Source organism: Candidatus Seribacter sulfatis (genome assembly GCF_964187635.1).
GTDB classification, from domain to species: Bacteria; Verrucomicrobiota; Verrucomicrobiia; order Opitutales; family Seribacteraceae; genus Seribacter; species Seribacter sulfatis.
The window spans coordinates 21,257-42,507 of sequence record NZ_CAXLMO010000037.1 but is presented as its reverse complement, the minus strand read 5'-3'; the positions used below and the strand labels follow the sequence as shown (position 1 = coordinate 42,507).

17 protein-coding genes and 1 pseudogene are annotated in these 21,251 nt (G+C 42.6%); 8 read left to right on the top strand and 10 right to left on the bottom strand.

Features of this window, described 5'->3' with window-relative positions; all coding sequences use genetic code 11:
* The 3 genes and pseudogenes from ACKPQ5_RS04235 to ACKPQ5_RS04225 all read right to left on the bottom strand — a co-directional run.
* A pseudogene (locus ACKPQ5_RS04235) lies at positions 1-588 on the bottom strand (hypothetical protein); the annotation flags it as partial.
* A gap of 12 nt (positions 589-600) precedes the next feature.
* Entirely contained in the window at positions 601-1,251 is a 651-nt protein-coding gene (gene tmk / locus ACKPQ5_RS04230) for a dTMP kinase (protein ID WP_407677852.1), read from the bottom strand.
* Between the two features lie 12 nt (positions 1,252-1,263).
* Entirely contained in the window at positions 1,264-2,373 is a 1,110-nt protein-coding gene (locus tag ACKPQ5_RS04225; RefSeq protein WP_407677851.1) for a PfkB family carbohydrate kinase, read from the bottom strand.
* Positions 2,374-2,526: 153 nt separating this feature from the next.
* Here ACKPQ5_RS04225 and ACKPQ5_RS04220 point away from each other — a divergent pair, with 153 nt between their 5' ends.
* From ACKPQ5_RS04220 to ACKPQ5_RS04200, 5 genes are read left to right on the top strand one after another with little or no spacing between them, the layout of a single operon-like run.
* Complete coding sequence (locus ACKPQ5_RS04220) at positions 2,527-3,213, top strand: MotA/TolQ/ExbB proton channel family protein (protein ID WP_407677850.1); 687 nt, start codon at positions 2,527-2,529, stop codon at positions 3,211-3,213.
* 36 nt (positions 3,214-3,249) lie between these two features.
* Positions 3,250-3,669, top strand: coding sequence for an ExbD/TolR family protein (locus ACKPQ5_RS04215; protein ID WP_407677849.1), 420 nt, complete (start codon positions 3,250-3,252; stop codon positions 3,667-3,669).
* A 23-nt stretch (positions 3,670-3,692) separates the two neighbouring features.
* Positions 3,693-5,171, top strand: coding sequence for an FAD-binding oxidoreductase (locus ACKPQ5_RS04210; protein ID WP_407677848.1), 1,479 nt, complete (start codon positions 3,693-3,695; stop codon positions 5,169-5,171).
* Entirely contained in the window at positions 5,168-7,033 is a 1,866-nt protein-coding gene (locus ACKPQ5_RS04205) for a hypothetical protein (RefSeq protein ID WP_407677847.1), read from the top strand. The genes ACKPQ5_RS04210 and ACKPQ5_RS04205 overlap by 4 nt, the downstream gene beginning before the upstream one ends.
* Before the next feature lies 1 nt (position 7,034).
* Positions 7,035-7,928, top strand: coding sequence for an endonuclease/exonuclease/phosphatase family protein (locus tag ACKPQ5_RS04200; protein ID WP_407677846.1), 894 nt, complete (start codon positions 7,035-7,037; stop codon positions 7,926-7,928).
* A gap of 11 nt (positions 7,929-7,939) precedes the next feature.
* Here the strand turns inward: ACKPQ5_RS04200 and ACKPQ5_RS04195 are convergent, their stop codons facing one another.
* Both ACKPQ5_RS04195 and ACKPQ5_RS04190 read right to left on the bottom strand, forming a co-directional pair.
* Positions 7,940-8,581, bottom strand: coding sequence for a class I SAM-dependent methyltransferase (locus ACKPQ5_RS04195; RefSeq protein WP_407677845.1), 642 nt, complete (start codon positions 8,579-8,581; stop codon positions 7,940-7,942).
* A gap of 69 nt (positions 8,582-8,650) precedes the next feature.
* Positions 8,651-10,114, bottom strand: a complete 1,464-nt coding sequence (locus ACKPQ5_RS04190) for a TonB-dependent receptor (protein WP_407677844.1) — start codon at positions 10,112-10,114, stop codon at positions 8,651-8,653.
* Positions 10,115-10,202: 88 nt separating this feature from the next.
* Between ACKPQ5_RS04190 and sppA the strand changes: the two genes are divergently transcribed.
* Together sppA and ACKPQ5_RS04180 are read left to right on the top strand one after the other, a co-directional pair.
* Positions 10,203-12,050, top strand: a complete 1,848-nt coding sequence (sppA, locus tag ACKPQ5_RS04185; protein WP_407677843.1) for a signal peptide peptidase SppA — start codon at positions 10,203-10,205, stop codon at positions 12,048-12,050.
* Positions 12,051-12,077: 27 nt separating this feature from the next.
* Complete coding sequence (locus tag ACKPQ5_RS04180; protein ID WP_407677842.1) at positions 12,078-12,623, top strand: iron-sulfur cluster assembly protein; 546 nt, start codon at positions 12,078-12,080, stop codon at positions 12,621-12,623.
* A 10-nt stretch (positions 12,624-12,633) separates the two neighbouring features.
* Here ACKPQ5_RS04180 and ACKPQ5_RS04175 read toward each other — a convergent pair whose 3' ends face one another.
* The 5 genes from ACKPQ5_RS04175 to gltX all read right to left on the bottom strand — a co-directional run bounded on the left by ACKPQ5_RS04175 (position 12,634) and on the right by gltX (position 20,186).
* Positions 12,634-13,866, bottom strand: a complete 1,233-nt coding sequence (locus ACKPQ5_RS04175) for a PQQ-binding-like beta-propeller repeat protein (RefSeq protein ID WP_407677841.1) — start codon at positions 13,864-13,866, stop codon at positions 12,634-12,636.
* A gap of 122 nt (positions 13,867-13,988) precedes the next feature.
* A complete protein-coding gene (locus tag ACKPQ5_RS04170) occupies positions 13,989-15,161 on the bottom strand; it encodes a Gfo/Idh/MocA family protein (protein ID WP_407677840.1) in 1,173 nt (390 codons plus the stop codon).
* A 102-nt stretch (positions 15,162-15,263) separates the two neighbouring features.
* A complete protein-coding gene (locus tag ACKPQ5_RS04165; protein ID WP_407677839.1) occupies positions 15,264-16,829 on the bottom strand; it encodes an MFS transporter in 1,566 nt (521 codons plus the stop codon).
* Between the two features lie 120 nt (positions 16,830-16,949).
* Positions 16,950-18,635 carry a glutamine--tRNA ligase/YqeY domain fusion protein gene (locus ACKPQ5_RS04160; RefSeq protein WP_407677838.1) on the bottom strand — a complete coding sequence of 562 codons (1,686 nt, stop codon included), beginning with the start codon at positions 18,633-18,635 and terminating at the stop codon, positions 16,950-16,952.
* A 39-nt stretch (positions 18,636-18,674) separates the two neighbouring features.
* Complete coding sequence (gene gltX, locus ACKPQ5_RS04155; protein ID WP_407677837.1) at positions 18,675-20,186, bottom strand: glutamate--tRNA ligase; 1,512 nt, start codon at positions 20,184-20,186, stop codon at positions 18,675-18,677.
* 106 nt (positions 20,187-20,292) lie between these two features.
* On the opposite strand from gltX, the gene ACKPQ5_RS04150 reads away from it, so the two are divergent.
* Entirely contained in the window at positions 20,293-20,955 is a 663-nt protein-coding gene (locus ACKPQ5_RS04150; protein ID WP_407677836.1) for an SDR family oxidoreductase, read from the top strand.
* Positions 20,956-21,251 lie beyond the last annotated feature (296 nt).

Genomic DNA, 21,251 nt, shown 5'->3' with positions numbered 1-21,251 from the left:
CCTTTCCACAAGTCCGTAGGCTGCAAAAACGGGGGTTACCCTATCATTTTTTAGTTTTTCGCGGTCTAATAATTGTAAAACCCATGCTTCGTACAGGGACAGCCATTCTTGCCACAACGGATTTTCGATTTCGCTATTCTCAGAGGGGAGCCTGACTTGCAGGCACCTGCTTCGAATGGTAGGGAGCGTGGAGTAGGGACGAGTCGTAGCAAGTACGATGTAAGTGCCTGCTGGAGGTTCTTCGAGTGTTTTAAGGAATGCATTGGCGGCTTCTTTGCGCATCCGGTCGGCTTCATGGATCAGAGCCACCTTACAACCGCCTTGATTCGAGGTGCGATTTAATTCTGAGATTAGTGATCTTGTGTTATCGGCGGTAATAATTCTCATTTTCCCACTCGGGCGCAGGTGAAAGAGATCTGGGTGCTCACATTGTTCCTCATTCATTCCGAGGATCGCGCGGATTAGCAGAATTGCTTGTTCGTCAACAACTTGAAGGTTTTCGCCTTGAAAAATCAAAGCGTGATGCAGAGCATCGGATACGAACTCAGTCTTTAACTTCTCGGTTTTTTGATTTGCTGCACTCAGCATTAAGAAATGAGTTTAGTCTTCGTTGAAAAAACGAGAATGGATTTCGTTCCAAATTAGAATTTCAATTTCCTCAGGCTCACCTTCTCCGTCGACGACGAAAAATCGTTCAGGAAGATTACGGGCAAGGTGAAGGTATCCCTCCCTGACTTTTCCATAAAATTCAACATTTTCCTGTTCCATTCGGTCAGGCATATCAGAAATTCGATGCTTAATTCTTTCCAAACCGACTTCGGCAGGAATATCGAGAATTACGGTAAGATCGGGAACTACATCTCCCACCGCAAATGAATTGATTTGCGTTACCGGATCATCGGCAATTTGTCGTGCTACTCCTTGGTATACAGTTGTGGAATCTAGAAAACGGTCGCAAAGAACGATTTTTCCATCAGTAACTGCGGGTAATATGAGCTCACGAACTAATTGTGCACGACTAGCTGCAAAGAGAAGGAGTTCAGTTTCAGGAAAGATATTCTGAGAAGAATCGGCATGCATTAACAAATGTCGAATATCTTCTCCTATGATTGTACCTCCTGGTTCCCTCGTTACCACAACATCTCGATGATCAACATCTTCCAATCGATCTGCTAAAAAGCGAATTTGCGTAGATTTTCCACATCCCTCCGATCCCTCGAAGGATATTAATATTCCGTTTTCGTGACTCATGAAGCTGGTTGGTTATGCTTGTCTTAGTAAATTGATGACTTGGGAAGTGGAGGGGCTTTGGGCCGTCCGAACATAATGACCGGATGTACAGGTTGCCAATGCCAGGGAGGTGAGGGGAGAGAATCCGCAAAGACGGGCAGCGGAGAATCCTGCGTTGAAATGATCTCCTGCACCGGTTGTTATCTTAGGGTTCTCGGTAAATGGTCCGGGTGTCCACCATGCACCATCTTTGGTGGCACAGGCTGCGGATTCAATTGGGTGAACTACTACGCAGGCAATTTCGAGTTTTCTTCGAATTTCAGTCGCCATGGAGCAAAGTGCCTCCTCCTCTTTTCCACCGGTTTGTAATCCTAGAGTATCACAGACTTGGAGGGCTTCGTTGAAATTCAGTCCAAGGGTAACCTCCGCATGAGCTTGGAATCGGGAAATTACTTGAAGAACCTCACGAATATCTTCGGAAGACCTTTTGGCGGGATCAGTCAGGTCAAAAAAGAAATTGCGTGTGTCGATGGGGGGGAGGTTGGGCATGATTCGCTCCACAATTTCGAGTAAGATCGAAGTCATCTTGGGGATCATCGTCCAGTTAACGATGGAAACTGATTGTGCCTTTGCGAGCATATCTGTGAATGCTCCCTCACCCGCAACCTTAATTATTCTTTGAAAGTCAATCTCCTCGAGGCTTCTAGTGTTTCCCAGCATCAGCTTTCCATCCTTAAATTCGAGAGCAGTGGTAATACCGGGGTCAGCCAATGAAATCGCATCTGTTTTGCGGGCAAATTCTTCAAAGACAGGATCTATAGTAGGGCAGCCCAGCGCACCGATGTAGCGTACATTGAGACCTAATGAGTCATGTGCATTTGCCATGATGGGGCCATTCCCTCCGAGTTTATCAAACCGGGGAAAGAGTTCAATATTTGCACTTTTTCCGGCGGCGGCTGAAATTCGTGATCCTAGTGCATCAAGTGTTTCGATTGCCTGGAAGTTCTCATCTAATCCATCTCTCTTATCAACCGGGGTTACAATCTTATCCACAAATCCATCCAAGCCGACTACCGAATTCATTCCGGAGGGGTTGAAAGTCTTTTGTTTGAGCTCTTCTAATATCTGATTGGAAACTTGCATGTGAAACTTTGATTAAATTTCTTTTAACATGGGGGCAAACTTAATCGAAGTATATTGATTTTTCCTTCTTCCCATTTAGATTTTAGTTGATCTCATGAAAATCAGAGTAAATATGTTTTTTGTGGTGTTTTATAAAAATTAAAAATGACTGATATGATATTATTAACTTCTTTGGATTCGAGTGCTTTTATTTTGGGAAGTGCTGGTTTAATTGATTATTTTATTGATTCCAATAATGCGGGTAAAGTAGTCATTTGCCTTTTGGTGGTCATGAATTGTTACGCTCTCAGCTTAATGTGGAGCAAGCACCAGTTATTTAAGAAGGTAAATACGAAAAATGCACGTGATGAGAAGCGCATTAACGATCTGGATAATATCTTTCAATACGATGATGCCCTGTTTTCTGGAGGGGGGAGTCCCTACCTTAAAATTTGTTCCCGGGCAATGGCGGCAGCCCGTAGGACAAATGATAAGGGTTCCATCCGAATGAATTATGTTGAGAATGCGATCAAGAGAGCACTTTCTGAAGTGGGGGAAGAATACGAGGCTAAAATGTACTGGCTCGCCACCATTGTGTCAGGTGCTCCATTCCTTGGACTTCTCGGTACTGTATGGGGAGTGATGGACGCATTTGGGACGATGGAGAGTGGGGGGGCTACAATTGAGCACCTTGCCCCAGGGGTCTCGGGGGCACTTCTTACCACAGTTGCAGCCTTGTGCGTGGCGATTCCAATTGTATTTGCATACAATGGATTGTTGGGGACGGCTCGATCCTGCATGACTAAGTTGGAGAATTTTTCCAGTAATTTAGCGGATCGAATCGAAATTGAACAACAGTAGTCGAGCCGAATTCAATTGAGATTCAGAATTTAAATTATGGCACGCGATTTTAAAAGGCCTAATAAATTGGCAGTTATATCAGACCTGAATGTAACCCCTTTGATTGACCTGGCTTTTTCACTGTTAATTATTTTTATGATTACAACCCCGGTTATCGAGCAATACAATCGTATCGATTTACCTTCTCAAAACTCCGACAGTAATCAAAAGCCTCCGGAGCAGGAGGACAAATTTATTACCATCGATTCCTCCGGTAATTATAACTGGGGGCAGGATTCTGTCTCACAAGTTGAATTGGAATTACTTCTCGATCAAGTCGCAAAAGGTACGGGGGATCAACCGACTATTCATCTGCGTGGTGACCGAACGCTACCGTATCAGGAAATAATGGATGTCATTAATATGTTAAAGTCTAGAAACTTGACCAAGCTTAGCTTGGATACAAAAGCGGGATAGTAATTATTATACCTTCTTAAATCATGAGTTCCTATCAAGATAATAACTCATTGGCACTACGCAATTTAAAGAAAAATCTTGGTGAAATTGTTCGTGTCGATGTCCAGTCATTGCATGATGCATCCTTTGATGGTCTAAAAGTTTCCTTTTCACCGGAGGCCGTGATTTGCCCGCAGCAGGCCACGCAAGTGGGGGAAGTCCTGCGACTCGCGAATGAATATCGAATTCCAGTGACGACTAAGGGAGCGGGATCTTCTCTGACTGGTGGCGCTACTCCAATCAAAGGAGGATGGGTATTAGATGTATCTCAATTAAATAAAATTGTAATTGATGCTGATAATATGAACGCTCGTTGTGGACCAGGGGCAGTAGTGGGAGATATTCAGGAAGAATCAGCGAAACTAAATTTATTTTATCCGCCTGATCCTTCCTCGAAAAATTTTTGTACCATTGGAGGAAATATTGCCTGCAATGCCGGTGGATTGAGGTGTGTAAAATACGGAGTGACCCGAGATTACATACTATCTCTTTCAGGATACTTACCTACTGGTGAGGCGGTTCAATGGGGAAGAGCGACACGAAAGTTTGCCACGGGATATAATATTCGAGATTTATGGATTGGGAGTGAAGGTACACTGGGAGTGGTCACGGAAGCAGTTTTGCGATTAATTGGTAAACCAATTGTTCAAAAAACATTTTTGGCTGCCTTTTCAAGTGATTCGAGTGCATTGCGGGCACCAATTGAGTTGGCCCGCCTGGGTATTCGTCCTTCCATTCTTGAATTTCTTGATAAGTGGACAGTAGAATGTGTGCAGAGTTTTACCGGTAAGGAGGTATTTGCTGGCTTATCCCCCCATCCAGTTCTTCTCATCGAGTTGGATGGTGATCCATCTTCGATTGAGACCGAGTCGGTTCATTTACAAAAGTGGTTAGAAGATTCTTCACTTTGTTACTTGAGTGCAGATTCAAATGAGAAGGCCGAGGAATTATGGGAAGTTCGAAGGAAGGGCTCTCCGGCGATGAAGAAATTAGCCAATACTAAATTGAATGAGGATGTAGTTGTCCCCTTAAATGAACAGATTAATTTAGTGGAATGTGTCCATGAATTAAGGAGTGAATTTAACTTGAAGATTGGAGTTTTTGGGCACTGTGGAGATGGTAATTTACATGTCAACTTTATGTATAACCACGAAGACCAAGACGAATCGAGTCGTGCGGTAGAGGCACTAACCCGGCTTATGAAAAAAGTGCATGAATTAGGCGGAGCGATCAGTGGTGAGCATGGGATTGGATTGGCAAAAACTCCCTTTGTTCGCATGCAATTTAATGATGCGGAGTGGAAAACAATGCAGGCGATCAAAAAAACTTTAGATCCCCATGGAATTCTCAACCCTGGGAAGATTTTTGACATTTTTAATCCATGGGATCAAAAGAAAATTACTACAACCTTACCTTGGGAACATTCCCACGACGAACCTGAACCCGAACCCGTAACATCATGAAAGTTATAGCCCTCTTCACCCTTACTCTTTTTTTTACGAGCCTAGGAATTGCGCAAGCCCTCCATCCATGGACTGATTTGCAAGGGCGTACCTTAGAGGCATCCTTTATGAAGTCGGACGGGGTGACTGTTACGATCAATTGGAATGGAAAGGTAGTCCCCATACCTTTGGCCACTCTTTCGCCAGAATCTCAGGCACTTGCTAAAAAGTTATCTGCTCCGAGTGTATCGGTAAATCCGTTTGATACTATTAAAGCCCCTGCGAATCCAAAACAGTTACACCCATGGACTGATCTTCAAGGGAGAACATTGAAGGCTGTTTTTATAAAATCAGATTCAAGCACAGTGACCGTGGAGTGGCAGGGCAAAGTGGTGCCGTTACCACTCTCTAGTTTGAACCCGGAATCAAAGGCATTGGCAATGAGACTAGGAGGTGGGGCTCAAACTAAGGTGGAACCCGTTGAGAGCAAAAAAGAAGTGGCAATCATGAAACCTGCTGGCAGCGGCAAACTCTCATTAGATGCGGAGCATAGTTGGCAAAGTTCAACAGGAAGTATAATCAAGGCGAAATTTATTTCAGTGGAGGGAGATAATATCAATTTAGCTCTTTATGGTGGCAGATCGGAGCAGTCGATTCCACTGGTCAGATTGTCGGAGGATTCAAGACAATTAGCCAAGAAGCTACAGGCTATGCTTGCCCAACAAAATAAACTGCAACAACAATTGGCAGGTAAAAGAAAGAACATGAAAGTGCCACCATTAGTGGAAGCTGACCTCGGGAAAAGCCACTCATGGAAAAGTTCGGATGGGAACGCAATTGAGGCAATTTTTGTGGCCGCTAATGAGAAGGGGGTTACATTATTGATGAAAAATAACCCCAACCGTCCTTATGAGTTGCCATGGGTAAGACTCAGTCCTGAGTCTCAGGCTTTAGGGGAGGGATTGAAGAGATTAAAAGAGAAATTAATGCCCAAAAATCCAGCTATATTGCCTGTAAGTGGAGGTACATTATCAAGATATGGGGACGGAAAATGGAAGGGGTATAATACTGTACTAGAAAGTGCAGTTTATGATGTGGCTCTTCACTCCAGTGGTAATGTTGTCAAGGTTTGGTTAAAAAACCAAGGTAAGGAAGGAGATACTGCCTTGGGAGAACGAGCGAAGCGAGTTCCTTTAAGCGTGAATTTTCGTGCGTATTATTACCTCAATCCCGGGGAGCGAAATAAGCAATGGAGGCATCGAAAAATTGTTTCTTATGAAAATCCTCCCAAGGTTTCTATGGATCGAGAGGAAACTACGATTCGTGGAACTTTGGATAATGGTTCGACTTTTGAATATGTCATGCAAATCAACCATAGGGGATTGAGTTTTTGGGGAGAAGTGGATGAAAAAAAATCGGGTGAAAATGCTACTATTTTCAGCATTGCCCTTTATTCTCCAAACTTCATACCCGATGTGGCCAATAAAACGATGAAAGAAATTGAGCCTTTAGTTGGGGATGGTTGCTTATACATTGATCCATTAGAATCAAAACGGGCAAAAATTCCACTGCTAGATAAATGGACTGATGTACTCGGGAAATTCAGTGGGAATGCATGGAATCCAATCAAGTCTGCTGAATTAATGGGTTTTCCTTTTGGGTCTCATAAAATAAAAGTCACTCCTACGAGCCTAAGTGGAATGGTTTTTAGATGGGGCAAGGGGTACAGTGGAACTTTTCCATTCCAGGGAATTCACTTGGTGCATAGAACTGAAGATTCTTACGAGGCAGCATCTTCTAAAACTCCAAGTGATTACAAGAAGCGTTTGGAGATTCCAAAGAGCAAGAGGCTTAATGTAAATATTATTAGAGGTCGGGGATAGATTGAAGATTTTATTTCTTTTTCTGTTCCTCTTTTCCCTTTTTTCCCTACAGGGAAGTGAAATTGTTCGGGTAGCCAGTTTTAACCTCAGGAATTACTTATCGTGCGATCGAATGGTGGAGGGAAAGTGGCGACCAGATTACCCCAAACCTGAGATTGAAAAGAAGGCAGCTCGCTTGATGATTCGCTCCGTCAATCCAGACATCCTAGTTCTACAGGAGATGGGGGATTATCGTCACTTAGTAGAGTTATGGGCCGATTTGAATGTGACGGGTGGTCCCTATTATCCCTATGCAGTTTGGAAGCCTAACAGGGAAGAGAAGGAGGTTCGCCATCTTGCTTTATTTTCAAAATACCCCCCCGTTTCAACGAGTAATCACCTTGACCTGACATTTCCCTACTTTGAGGGATCAGCAAATTCTGGGCGTGGTTTGCTTGAGGTTAACTTTCGACAATCAGGAGTAGGCTTTTCTTTATTTAACTTACATTTAAAAAGTATGTGGACGGAAAGAAAAGATGACCCACAGGCTCGAATTCGCAGGGAAAAAGAAGCCCGGACTATGCGTAATTTGATTAGAAAAAAATATCCGCCAGAGAGTAAGCCTAATTATTTAATCGTGGGAGATTTTAATGATCATAAAGACTCCGCTGCCCTCAGACGTTTTACCACAGTGAATGACACTGTTTTATCGAATGCCATTCCCTGTGCAGATTCAAGAGGTCACTTTTGGACCCACTATTTTAAGAAGCAGGATAGTTATTCTCGAATTGATTATATTTTAGCAAGTCCCAGCCTGATGAAGTACCATCTGCCGGAATCAGGAAGGATTATGGATTTTAAAACCAGTGGAATTGCATCCGATCATCGCTTAATCTACGCGGATTTTCGATTTTAGCTTTAGTCACCTTAGTAAAAATGTAGATCGGTGCTAGTAACGCCTTTTCGGCATGGACCAACAGATTCGGTTTGCACTACATTGTTAGCTTTAGTTGATTTCAAAATTTTGGGATAACGCCAAGAATCATCAACTATGATAATACCTCCCTTTTTACTAATGAAATTCTGGGATATTTCGAAGCAAATTTCTCGGGCTGACCAAGTTGACTCTGCACCGAATCCATCTTCGCCATCAATCACAATAATATCAAATGTGGATGAGAGAGATTTTGCATAAGGAGAATGTTGAAATTTATCTGGAGATTCTAAATTAATTTCTCTTTGTAGAATCGAAGCATTGGTTAGTTTTTTTTCCTGAAGAGTAGATTTTACTAGTTCTGTCCATTTCGGATTGTTTTCAACAGAAACAATACTGTTTACTAATTGGGCGAGAAAAACTGAGGATCCGCCTGAACCCCATTCAAATACATTTTTTTGCTTATTTAAATATAACTTAATTTCATTGATACTTTCAAATGTCCACCATGGCAGCTCAAGTTCTAGCAGGCTATTGGATGATAACGAAAACTTTAAATATGGAATAAGGTAAGAGGGATTAAAGACAAGGTTTCGGCATACTTTAAAAAACCTTTTCTTGTTTGAAATGTACATGATTTAAGTTGAGCCTACTACTCTATGATAATGTTGAGTGTTCGACTCCGTAAATCATGAGTATTTGAATTAAGTACAATCCTGCCATAGGTTTTTCTTTTCAATCATATCGCTTACACAAGAGGGGAGGCTTTCTTTCCAGCCTTCTTCCCGATTACAAACTAATTTAAAGATATCCCGAGAAAAAAGGTTCATGTTTGTCCGGTCACAATTTTCAATGGTAACAAGAAAACCGTTTTCTCGAATATATTTATATAAATTACGGAGATTACCTGCCACAAGAAGGTTATCAATCGTGAGTAGTCCATCCTGTTCTTCGACCAAATCTGTTTCCACATTATCACCAATTCCCATTTGTAATCGATAGCGTTCGAAGTTTTTCAATTCGATCGGATAAGCATAAATCTTCACATTGTCCTTAAACAGTTTCCCAAAGGCTTCCAGGATGCCCCCTTCCAAGTTGGAGTAGTAGTCTTCTTTGAAAATATCGGCTAGATTATTGAGACCTAATACTAGACCAATTGGTTTTTTAACATATCTTCTCAGGTAGGAAGAGAGTTTGAAATATTCCAAATAATTCGAAACCAACACACCATATCCGCATGAATTAATTACTTCAATTCGAGAGATAAAGTCATCATAGTCGATGTCCCCCTCATTAATGAGACTTCGAAGAGTCAATTCCATGAATACTTCCACACTGCTTTCCTCAACATCCTCGCGAGCAACGAATTGAACCTTTGCTTTTTCAAGCATATCTAAATTAACCTTGGTGAGTGGTCGAAAGCTTCCCCGTTCAATTAAGCATGCTTTTTTGTATAGATTCTCTGAGGGTTGTACCACATGACCGGAAGAATTGAACATAATGGCATGAGTCAGACCTTTTTCGGTGAGTTTGAGGCACAATACCCGATTATCAACCAAGTCGAAGGAGGGGCCATTAAACTCAATCATATCGACCTCTATTCGACCGATACCCAAACTGTCGCTTAAACTATCAATAAATGCATCTGGGTCATGATTAAGATGCATGGCGCCGTATACTAAATTAACCCCCAGGATTCCGATTGCTTCTTGTTGGAGTTGGTTATCAGTATCCAGCATTCGGACATGGAGGATAATATCGTGATGCGGCGACAAGGGAGAAATTTGAAACCTGATCCCCATCCAACCATGGCATTCGTTTGTTTTACTAAAGTTGAGTGCAGAAACGGTATTGGAGAATGCAAAAAAAGTACTTTCTCCGCCCCTCGCATCCGATAGGCGTTCGTCTAAAAGCTCATATTCATGAGCCATCATTTGAACGAGCCTCTTTCGAGACACATATCGACCCGCTTCTCCGTAAATTGCATCGCTAAACTTCATGTCATAGGCCGAAATGGTCTTCGCTACGGTTCCTGCGGCTCCGCCCGCTTGGAAAAAGTGACGGGCCACCTCTTGCCCGGCACCAATCTCTGCGAATGTGCCATACTTGGAAGAATCTAAATTGATGCGGAGTGCTTTTCGATCCGCTGAAAGCTCTTGGTCGTTCATACCCAAGAATAAATGTGTTCTTTTTTCGATACAGGCAAAGTTTTTCTTCGACCTTCTTCAAAAAGAGGTGTTTTCTTGCGAAAGTTATATGAAAAAATTTTTAAAAGATGTATTGAAAAGAATGGCGGTCACCTTAGTGTCGACCATTCTATTTTTGTTAATCTCCCTGTTCTTATTTGAGGCTATTTTTTCCGCATTATTGGATAAAGACAAACCGGAAGCAGTGAAGGGTTCTTACTTGGTTCTCGATCTTTCTATGAATTTGACTGATCGCCCGTCCGAATTGAGCCTTGAGGACATTACTAAAGAAGCGATTACCGACGAGCGAAAACCGCCCAGTTTTCATTTGAAGGAAGTTCTCGATGCAATCGAAAAAGCACAGACCGATCCCAAAATTACAGGGATTTTTGTCAAGGGAAGCTTTAGACCTGATGCCTATGGGTGTGGGTACTCGGCAATTCACGAATTGATTCAGGGGCTTAAGGATTTCAAGAAAACAGAGAAGCGAATTCTCGGCTTTTTCTCCGCCCCATCGCAGTTGGATTATTTAGTATATTCAATTTGTGATGAATTACACATGAACCCAAGTGGAACATTAATTTTAAATGGATTAGCGAATGAACAGGTCTTCTTTGGAGAAGCTTTTGAGAGGTATGGAGTGGGAGTCCAAGTTGTTCGGGTCGGAGAATTCAAAGGTGCAGTTGAGCCCTTTATCTCGACCCAATTCAGTGAGGAGAACCGAATGCAGATTGCTCGTTTATTGGAACTACGCTGGACTAACTATTTAAACACAATTTCTCTGCATCGCGGTATTGAAAAGGAGGAATTAGTCATGGAACAGAATCAAACCTTTCTTTTCTCCCCTGAGTCTTGCAAAGAAAAAGGATTGATCGATTTTATCACTCCTCATGGGAAAATGTTAGACACTCTATTGAAATTAGGGGTGGAAGATGAAGATTCGGAGGAATATGCCCATGTTGATCTTATTGATTATGTGGATCGTTCTTCCTCTACTGTAGAAAAAGATTCTTCCCCGGAAATTGTCGAAGCCAAGCTCGCCCTTGTTTATATTGAAGGTACTATTGTGGAGGGGGGGGGAGACGATGGCTCGACTGTGGGAGGAGATGAAATTGCCCAGCGCATTCGTGAAATTGCAAGAGATGACGATTACAAGGCCATTATCTTACGGGTCAATAGTCCTGGTGGAAGTGTCTCTGGCTCGGATGCAATTTTGAGCGAACTTTCTCGTGCCCGGGCTGGAGGATTGCCCATTGTAGTTTCCATGGGGTCAGTTGCAGCTTCTGGCGGATATTGGGTTGCGATGGATTCGGACAGGATATTTGCCCATGAACAGACGATTACTGGTTCGATTGGAGTGTTTGGATTGTTGCCTAATGTAAAGGATCTAATGAAAAATTTCAGTCTTCATTGGGATGTGGTGAAAACACATCAATCAGCAGATTTAATGGGTGTATCCCGACCGAAAACTTCCGATGAATTAAGTATTGTTCAACAATATGTGGGTCGAATCTATGATCGTTTTATTAATTTAGTCAGCTCCAATAGAGACATTAATGCAAGCCGAGTTGCCGAGATTGCCCAGGGTCGTGTTTGGATGGGGGTAGATGCACTAGAACTAGGTTTGATTGACGAACTGGGTGGATTGAAAGAAGCAATTGCTCATGGGGTGGCACTATCCGGAGTGGATGAGTATGAAATCGTTGAGTTTCCTGCACTTCGAAATCCAATGGATACCATTACAGAAATCTTCGATGTTCAATCATTCAGGATGAATGGTTCTGCACACGATTCTCCATTTCTTCGCACGGTAAAAGAAATGAAGGGTTTTATTAAACAAATAGAATCTTTAAACGACCCCAGGCATTCCTACTCAATTCTTCCCTGGTATCGTGGAGGTTTTGGTTTTTTACAATAATTCATATTTAACTTTATTAATCCACCTATGAAAAAAGAAGTCACACTAGTCAAAAATTGTATTGCCACTATTATACCCGCCGGGGATGAAGTTACTCTTGCCGAGGGAGTCACCTACAGCATTGCCCAGTCTTTAGGAGGGTCTGTCACTCTACGCGATGCCAATGGAATGTATCGGGTGGGGGAGGGCGAACTTTCGGCACTTGGGGAAGAGATTAAAAAGGAGGTTACCGCGGAGAGAGTAGTAGAATCGAGCGAGAAGCCCTTTAGCGTGGAGGTGGTATGGGATGCATTGAGAGGATGTTATGACCCTGAGATTCCGGTTAATATTGTCGACTTAGGCTTAGTGTATGATCTCAAAATAAGTGGAGAAGAAGACAGTAGGATCGTCGAGGTAAAGATGACTTTAACCGCACAGGGATGTGGTATGGGGCCGGTAATCGCGGAAGATGCCAAAACTAGAATTGAAAGCCTTCCTCAAGTCAATGAAGTGACTGTCGATATCGTATGGGAACCAGCCTGGAATCCTAGAATGATGTCAGAAGAAGGAAAAAAAGTGCTCGGATTAGAATAATTTTCTCGGACTAATTTTTAATATCATAGCACAGGATATATTCCTGATCGCGAAGATATAACTTTCCATCACAAATTACAGGGTGTGTCCAAATTCTTCCCTTGGGGTTTCTTTTCTTAGTTTGTGGAGAAATGGTAAACTCACCATGTGTTTTCCATCCTGTTGGACTTGCATCTATGAGTATCAGTCTGCCATCTCCTTCTCCTTGGCAGTAAAGTCGGTTATCTGCATAGGCGATCGCACCTTTTCCCAGTGCTTTTTTTTCATTCCATATTAATTCACCAGTCTTGAAATCCTGGCATGCCCAACCCACTCCGTCTGAATAACCGTACAGGTGCTCTCCGACTTTAATTACTCCGCCATGATGGTTTTTCATTACTTTATTTTCATAAACATTGGTCGGATAGTTATCGCCTAATTTTACTAATTTACACCCCACTCCATATCCGGAGGTAACATATACATGGCCATTACTAAAAATGGGGGTTGGAATTACTGCCACCTTTCCCGGCCATTTTGACTTCCATAAGACAGATCCATTTCCGGGGTCAATCCCCACAATGTTTTTCATAACTAGTTGAACATATTGTTTTTTGCCCTGGTGCATGATTGAAATGGGGGAAGAGTACTGGGCTCCATCAGTGAAACTTTTTGTCCTCCAAATAGTCCTTCCTGAATCTGCATCGAGGGCGGCAATTGCTCCGTCTTTCCCTCCGGGGGTACAAATTACTTTCCCTTGGTCGACTAATACAGATTCTGTGTACCCCCACCCGGGGACTTTTCCACCGAGGTCATCAACTAAGCTTTTTTTCCAAACTTGCTTACCATTTTTCGCCAGAACACATAGTAAGTTTCCTCTTGCTCCCAGGGCATAAATTTTACCATTCGAAATAGTGGGACTCATCCTCGGTCCATCCCCCCATCCATTTGTAAGAAGTTCACCCACATGAACTTCCCATAATTTTTCTCCTGAAGATGAATTATAGGCAAGTAGCATTTCTTTTTTATCGAACGCACCCATTGTGTAAAGTGAGCCCGCTTGCACAGTAACACCTGAGTATCCGAGTCCGGCATCATTCACGGTCCACATTTTTTTCGGTCCGCCCTCGGGCCAATCTTGAAGAAGGCCCTTTTCCATTGTCACTCCTGTTCGATTTTCTCCACGCCAGGAAGGCCAATCGACCGACCAAAGAGAAAATGAAAAACAGGTAAGTATCAAGAGACTAAATAATAACGATTTCATACTGTAAAGTTTTTAGCTCATTAAATGAAGGGCAACAATAAATTCGATTCCCATTGCATATTTAAAAACAAAGAAGGAGTCACCTTAGTGACTCCTTCTCAGTTAAAGTTTGATGGTTTTAATCACTTTGCTTTGATTTTCCCCACTTTTTTCCAACGACCAGATTTGGCAGAATCCAATACTGCTTCGCAGATATACTGGGTTTCCAATGCGTCTCTAAAATCCGGACGAAGTGGACGTTTTTTACGGGAACCATATCCTTCCACGAAATCTGCGAATTGATTGATGAAACTATGCTCGTAGCCGATATTTAGACCAGGAACCCACCATTTATCCATGTAGGGATGCTCACCGCCGTTATCACTTACATGAATGGAACGCCAACCACGTGTCTTAGGATCCTCTTTGTCGTAATCATAATATTCAAGACGGTGTAAATCGTGTAGATCCCAAGCAAGGGAGCCATCTGCACCATTGATTTCAAGAGTATACAATGCTTTGTGACCGCGTGCATAACGGGTCGATTCAAAAATTGCGAGCGATCCATTAGCAAAGCGAGCAAGAAATGCACAGGCATCATCAATCGTGACCTTTTGCTTCTTTCCCGTCTTGGCATGAACGCGTTCCTTCACAAAAGTCTCAGTCATTGCACTGACTTCAACAATCGGACCATTCAACCAGATAGCAGTGTCAATGCAATGGGCAAGAAGATCACCAGTGACTCCACTACCGGCCACCTTCGCATCTAATCTCCACAAGCCTTCTCCTCCTTGGGGGAGATCGGTATTAATGGTCCAATCTTGAAGGAAGTTCGAGCGGTAATGATAAATTTTCCCTAAACGACCTTCTTCGATCATGTTTTTCGCGAGTGAAACAGCTGGTACACGGCGGTAGTTATACCAGACCATATTGGGAACTTTTGCCTTTTCGACTTCACGAACCATTTCCTCGCCTTCTTTACAATTAAGTGCGAGTGGTTTTTCACAAAGAATTGCCTTCCCTGCTTTGGCGGCAGCGATTGCAATTTCGTGGTGTACATTATTGGGTGCTGCAATGTCAATTACATCAATATCATCGCGATCAATGAGCTTCCGCCAATCAGTTTCAACTGATTCGTAGCCCCATTGGGAGGCAAATGCTTCGGCACGGTCTTTATTACGAGCGCAAACCGCGGCAAGTTGAGGTTCATATTTTAAATCGAAGAAATTGGGTACCTTACGAAATGCATTCGAATGGGTTCTTCCCATGAATCCGTAGCCAATTAGTCCAATACGTAATGGTTTTTTTGTAGCCATAATTTTATATATATAAGTTTAGTTAATTAAAGGGTGGGAGAAACAAAAAAACCATATCCCAAAGGATATGGCTTTTCTTGTAAAGTTAAATGAAAAGAAATTTTACAATTCAACCGGTTTATAACCGCCCCTGTTTTTGAAATACATAATTAAAACGATATAGCAAATGAGCATAAAGAAAGGAAAGATAGCAACACTCTTGAGTGAGCCTTGTTTTCCTTTTTGAATACTTTCTTCCACTTCAGCTTTCTTTTCACTAGCAAGTTTTCCCACCTTTTCATTATCTACGGCAGTATAATCACCCAAGAAGTAAGTGCTATCCTTGGAGATTGATTGGTAGGTTTCAACAGAAGATGCTTCCTCTACAGAAATTTTTATTGAATCTTCGGTTAATTTTCCGATGACTGGACCTCCTAAGATCCCCACTGCGAGCATACCAATACCTGCAATCGCGTTTAGAGTAAGAGCACCGCCTTTTGGACACTGCTCCGAAACAACACCAAGAGTGGTCGGCCAGAAGAAAGTTTTACCAAATCCATAAAGGGTAGCACAGGCAAAAACCATCACCAACCCAGAGGCTGTGCTGAGAAGATATAAACCGGCGATTGCCAAAACCGCTGAAGTTGCAAGCAAACCGAGTGGACCGAGCTTGGCCACGATTGGACCCGCGAACCAAAACCGGAGGATCATCATAATCGCAGAGGTATAGATGAGTACCCAAAGTGGATGCTGGCCAGCTGCTTTCATGGGTTCTTCCATTAAGCCGGATATGGCTCCATCAGTTCCGAGCTCAGTGGTCGCCAATGGAATCATGATGATACACATAAAAATCAGAATAGGACGCCCTAGGGACTTACAATAAAGTCCATAAGCAATGGTGGCTACTGCAGTTAGCCCGTAGACCATATTGTCTTCCCATCCGAATACCATACCTAGCTGACGAAAGATTAAATAACCAGCAATCAAAGCTCCAATCGCACCAAACTCAGCAAGCATTTCTTTGTAAGTGGTACCCGATGAAACTCTTTCATTAACTGGGAATCTAGCCTTAAGAAGCATAACAAGATAAATAACAGCAGGGATCGCAATCAAGTAGATCAGGATACGCCAGTCTTCGGCAGCCTGTTCTCCAAGGAGGATTGTTAAGATCCCACCGATTACCAATCCGCCTGGCCATCCTGCATGCAAAATATTGAGCCATTTTGTTTTATCTTTACTAAACATAGTGGCAACTACCGGGTTGATAAATGCTTCCACCGTACCATTCCCTAAGCCCAAAATGATTGAGCCCATGTAGAGCAAGTCGTACGCACTCGCTTGTGCCTCCTTCAGTGCGTCTCCGGATAAACCTTCCGCTGTCACAACACCGTACGCCTGGAACGCAAGGACTGCGTAAAGGGCGTAGCAAATAAAGCTGAAAAACATGGCCGCGCGATAACCAATTTGATCGATGATTAGACTGAAAACGATAATACTAATCGCGAAGGGCCAGATACCTGCACCAAACAACTCTTGTGCTTGAACTTGATCCAAACCGAAAGTGGTGGGCCAAAAAGGTTGAGCATTTACGAGAAATGCTCTCGTTATAAATGCAAACGCAGTTGTGATGAGGGCGATAAAGCACCCCCAAAACAATTTCATATCAGGTTGTGAATCTTGATTACTCATGATTTTATTTGGGCTGTTTGGTTAGGCTGTTAGTTAAGTTAACAATTTTGATCTTTTCAAATAATTCGATCATGGCAAGCATGAATCAGTTCACAAAAGGGCTGAATTGTTACTTAAGTATTAAGATTTGTTAGCTTTTCCCCAGCTGTCTCGTAGTGCGACAGTCCGGTTAAGTATTAGTTGTCCTGCACTCACAGAATCTTTATCTTTACAAAAATAGCCAATTCTTTCCAGTTGGAACGGGAGTCCAGTCTCCATTTCGTTAAGACTCGATTCGGTAAGGCATGAATCAATTACCTGGAGGGAATCAGGGTTTAAATTCTCTGTAAAGTCTGCTCCATCTTCAGTATCTTCAGGATTAGGTACAGAAAATAATCGATCGTATAATCGAACTTGAGTGGGGGTAGATGTCTTCGCATCTACCCACTGAATGGTTCCCTTGACCTTCCTGCCGTCAGGGGAGTCTCCTCCCCTAGATTCGGGGTCATAGGTACATATAACTTCAGTAATTTCTCCTTCCTCATTTGTCAGAAATTCTTTGCAGGTTACATAATAAGCATATTTTAGCCTTACTTCTTTACCCGGTGCTAAACGAAAGTACTTTTTGGGCGGGTCTTCCATAAAGTCATTACGATCAATAAAAAGTTCACTGGAAAATGGAACTTTTCGGGTTCCTTCTTCCGGGTTTTCGGGGTTATTTACCGCATCAATCTCTTCGGACTGACCGTCCGGGTAGTTTTCGATAGTAAGTTTGAGTGGATTTAAGACTCCAAGTCTTCGGGGAGCTCTTTTATTTAAATCCTGACGTAAGCAATGTTCTAAAAGTTCAACTTCGATGACATTTTCCCGCTTTGCCAAACCGACCCGTTCTGAAAAATCAAGAATTGTTTGAGGAGAAAATCCACGTCTTCTCATTCCTTGGAGAGTGGGCATGCGAGGATCGTCCCATCCGCTTACATGGCCTTCTTCTACAAGACGAAGCATTTTACGCTTACTCATTACCACATAAGTCAGATTGAGTCGGGCAAATTCAATCTGTTGTGGATGGTGGATTTTTAAATTCTCACAAAACCAATCGTATAATGGGCGATGATGTTCAAATTCAAGTGTACAAAGCGAGTGGGTAATGCCTTCAATTGAATCTGACTGTCCGTGTGCAAAATCATAAGATGGATAAATTTTCCACTGATCCCCTGTCTTAGGATGGTCTTTATGAATGATTCGGTAGATCACGGGATCGCGGAGATTCATATTGGGAGATGCCATATCAATCTTGACCCGCAATGTTTTTGTACCCTCCGGAAAAGCACCCACTTTCATTTTTTCAAAAAGGTCGAGATTTTCCTCGATTGTCCGGTCACGAAATGGGCTGTGTTCTCCCGGTGAGACTAATGTCCCCCTTGCTTTTCTCATCTCCTCAAAAGAAAGGTCACATACAAATGCTTTATTGGACTTAATTAAATCCTTGGCCCATTCAAAAAGCTGGTCGAAGTAATCCGATGCGTGAAAGAGCCGTTCCTCCCAATTGAAACCCAGCCATTTAACATCATCCTTTATCGCTTCGGCGTATTCAGCCTTCTCTGCCACCGGATTGGTATCATCTAACCTAAGGTTACAAAGACCACCAAATTCCTGGGCAATTCCGAAATTCAAACAAATACTCTTTGCATGTCCGAGGTGTAAATAACCATTTGGTTCAGGAGGAAAGCGGGTGTGGACTGCACCTTTGTTTTTTCCGCTCTCTTGATCCTCTTTGACCCGCGTGCGAATAAAATCTAGATTTTTTTCAATATTTTCTGAACTCATAAATTAATTGTAATTGGAATGTAAAGAGTGGGGCGGATATTAATTAATTCGGTCACCATATTGTATCCGGTATTGTTTTTCCAAGGACTTGAGTCCTTTTTTGCTGAGTCCGGCTCCTTCAGATGCGAGTAATTCAAGAGCTCTTCGAAGTCGTATACGAACCAAATCCACCCCGAGTATATTCATTGAATCAAAAATGGGGAGTGAGACATTACTGCCGCTGATTGCCTGGAAGAATAGGGGAAGGATTTCCTTTAATTTTTTTTCTTCCTTTTCCGCAATATTTTGAAAAACCTGTGCAATATTATCCCGATCCCATGAGTTTATCTTTTCCAGTTCCCATTCACATACTTTGAGCAATTTACTGGCGTCACTTGGTTCAATCTTTCCAATGAGCGAAGAAAAGTGAAGGGTCGGGTGTTCATCAAAGAGAAAACCAGCCAAGGGGATAAAGTCAGAAAAATTTTCTAATCTCTGGAGAGCATGGGGAAGAATTTTTTCGAGGAACTCGGGGTTAAGTTTCCATTCGAGCAAGCGTTTTACCACTTCCTCACCAGTTAATTTTTCTCGAAGATATCGACCATTAAGCCATTTTAGTTTAGCCAAATCGAAAATCGGTCCGCCCAGACTCATTCTTGAAATGTCAAAACTTTCGGATAATTCATCTATTGAAAAGATTTCTCGTTGATCTGGTAAAGTATACCCCATCATTCCGAGGTAATTACTCATCGCTTCTGGTAAATACCCGGCGTCCCGGTAATAATTTATTCCCGTTGGGTTTTTCCTTTTGGAAAGTTTCGACTTATCTGGATTTCTCAGAAGGGGTAGATGTGCAAATACGGGAGGGTCCCATTTGAAATATTCATACAGTAAAATATGCTTTGGCGTACTGCTAATCCATTCCTCGCCACGGATCACATGAGAAATTTCCATTAAATGATCATCGACTACATTGGCAAGGTGGTAAGTTGGAAAACCGTCCGATTTCTGTAAAACTTGGTGGTCGATTTGTTTCCAGTCAATTGTCACTTCTCCGCGAAGTTCATCATTAAATGTACATTGTCCTTCCGATGGAATTTTTAGGCGAACCACATACTTTTCCCCTGCGTCCATTTTTCTTTGAGCTTCTTCCCTGCTCAATGATAAGCAATGTCCGTCGTATCTTGGAGTTTCTTTTGCCTGCATTTGCTTTGCTCGGACTTCATTCAAACGCTCGGCAGTGCAAAAGCATGGATAGGCATTCCCCTGATCCAGTAAAAGCTGGACATGTTCGGAATGAATATCTTTTCGTTCACTTTGTCGATAAGGCCCAAAATCACCGCCCCGGTCGGGTCCTTCATCCCATTTAATCCCGAGCCATTGGAGTGATTGAAGAATTGCATCTTCAGATTCTTCCGTGGACCGTTCCTGGTCAGTATCTTCTATTCTTAGGACCATTTTGCCTTGGTTCTTTTGAGCAAAAGCTAAATTAAACAAAGCCATGTAGGCTGTGCCCACATGGGGAGCGCCAGTTGGGGAAGGGGCGATTCGAGTTCTAACAGGACGGGTCATTGGTAAAAAAAGATTATTATGCTAATGATAACAGCGTGGATAGACGAACAAATTCTAACCATCGATATCTTGCAATCTAAACCACCAAGGGTTAGGGAATTAAATCGTGAAAATATTAATTGCAGGTGCAAACGGAAAAGTCGGCACAATTTTATGCGGTAAATTATGGGGTGTTTCCGGTTTTTCTCCTGTCGGGTTAATTCGGGATGCCCGTCAGCAAACAAAATTTACCGCACTTGGAGTTCCCTCTGTTCTGGGCGATTTGGAAGACGGCATTGCCTCATTCCTTCCGGGGCTTGACGCGGTGGTATTTACTGCCGGCTCTGGCAATCAAACTGGTCCGGAGAAAACGACCGATGTAGACCAAAATTCTGCGGTTCGATTGATAGGGGATTGTGAAAGTGCGGGGGTAAAGAGATTTATTATGGTCAGTGCGATTGGAGCAGACCCGAATAGTAACTCTCCCCGGATCCAGCACTATTTAAGAGCAAAGGGCGTTGCCGACTCAAGACTCCGTTCCTCGCAGTTAGATTACACCATACTTGCTCCCGGTACCTTAATCAATGAACGGGGGACAGGTCGGGTCCAGGTGGCCGAAGATTTAGGCTTTCATGGTTACTTGCCACGGGAAGACTTAGTAGACTCGATTATCGAATGTCTCAAGAATTGGAACAGTATTGGAAAAACCTTACAGATCGTCTCGGGTGGACAAAAGGTAAGGGATGCATTGATCGAACTTATTGGGGGTGGGCTACCCCCGATTGCATAGTTTGTTTGAAACAAATCTTGTCTTTTTCAATTAATGAAATATCAGAAAAAGATGCTTATCATTAAATTATTGCCCATTTTTTTAATATTTAACTTTTCTTTCGCCGTACCTAACTCGGTCAAGACGATAAATTCAAAATGCCCGATCTCTAGTAAAAAAGTAGATCCTGCTCAGACATTATCCTATGGAGTTTGTTGCGGAAACTGCCTTAAAAAAGCGGCAGCCAATGTGAGTGCCTTTATCAAAAAAACTAAACCGAATAACAAATCCTGTTCTTTCTCGGCAAAACCAGTACG

Excerpts from the sequence above, each read along its gene's own strand:
- ACKPQ5_RS04165 (WP_407677839.1), bottom strand. The coding sequence starts at position 16,829 with ATGAGTAATCAAGATTCACAACCTGATATGAAATTGTTTTGGGGGTGC.
- ACKPQ5_RS04205 (WP_407677847.1), top strand. The coding sequence starts at position 5,168 with ATGAAAGTTATAGCCCTCTTCACCCTTACTCTTTTTTTTACGAGCCTA.
- gltX (WP_407677837.1), bottom strand. The coding sequence starts at position 20,186 with ATGACCCGTCCTGTTAGAACTCGAATCGCCCCTTCCCCAACTGGCGCT.
- ACKPQ5_RS04215 (WP_407677849.1), top strand. The coding sequence starts at position 3,250 with ATGGCACGCGATTTTAAAAGGCCTAATAAATTGGCAGTTATATCAGAC.
- ACKPQ5_RS04190 (WP_407677844.1), bottom strand. The coding sequence starts at position 10,114 with ATGAACGACCAAGAGCTTTCAGCGGATCGAAAAGCACTCCGCATCAAT.
- ACKPQ5_RS04210 (WP_407677848.1), top strand. The coding sequence starts at position 3,693 with ATGAGTTCCTATCAAGATAATAACTCATTGGCACTACGCAATTTAAAG.
- tmk (WP_407677852.1), bottom strand. The coding sequence starts at position 1,251 with ATGAGTCACGAAAACGGAATATTAATATCCTTCGAGGGATCGGAGGGA.
- sppA (WP_407677843.1), top strand. The coding sequence starts at position 10,203 with ATGAAAAAATTTTTAAAAGATGTATTGAAAAGAATGGCGGTCACCTTA.
- ACKPQ5_RS04195 (WP_407677845.1), bottom strand. The coding sequence starts at position 8,581 with ATGTACATTTCAAACAAGAAAAGGTTTTTTAAAGTATGCCGAAACCTT.
- ACKPQ5_RS04180 (WP_407677842.1), top strand. The coding sequence starts at position 12,078 with ATGAAAAAAGAAGTCACACTAGTCAAAAATTGTATTGCCACTATTATA.
- ACKPQ5_RS04220 (WP_407677850.1), top strand. The coding sequence starts at position 2,527 with ATGATATTATTAACTTCTTTGGATTCGAGTGCTTTTATTTTGGGAAGT.
- ACKPQ5_RS04160 (WP_407677838.1), bottom strand. The coding sequence starts at position 18,635 with ATGAGTTCAGAAAATATTGAAAAAAATCTAGATTTTATTCGCACGCGG.
- ACKPQ5_RS04170 (WP_407677840.1), bottom strand. The coding sequence starts at position 15,161 with ATGGCTACAAAAAAACCATTACGTATTGGACTAATTGGCTACGGATTC.
- ACKPQ5_RS04175 (WP_407677841.1), bottom strand. The coding sequence starts at position 13,866 with ATGAAATCGTTATTATTTAGTCTCTTGATACTTACCTGTTTTTCATTT.
- ACKPQ5_RS04225 (WP_407677851.1), bottom strand. The coding sequence starts at position 2,373 with ATGCAAGTTTCCAATCAGATATTAGAAGAGCTCAAACAAAAGACTTTC.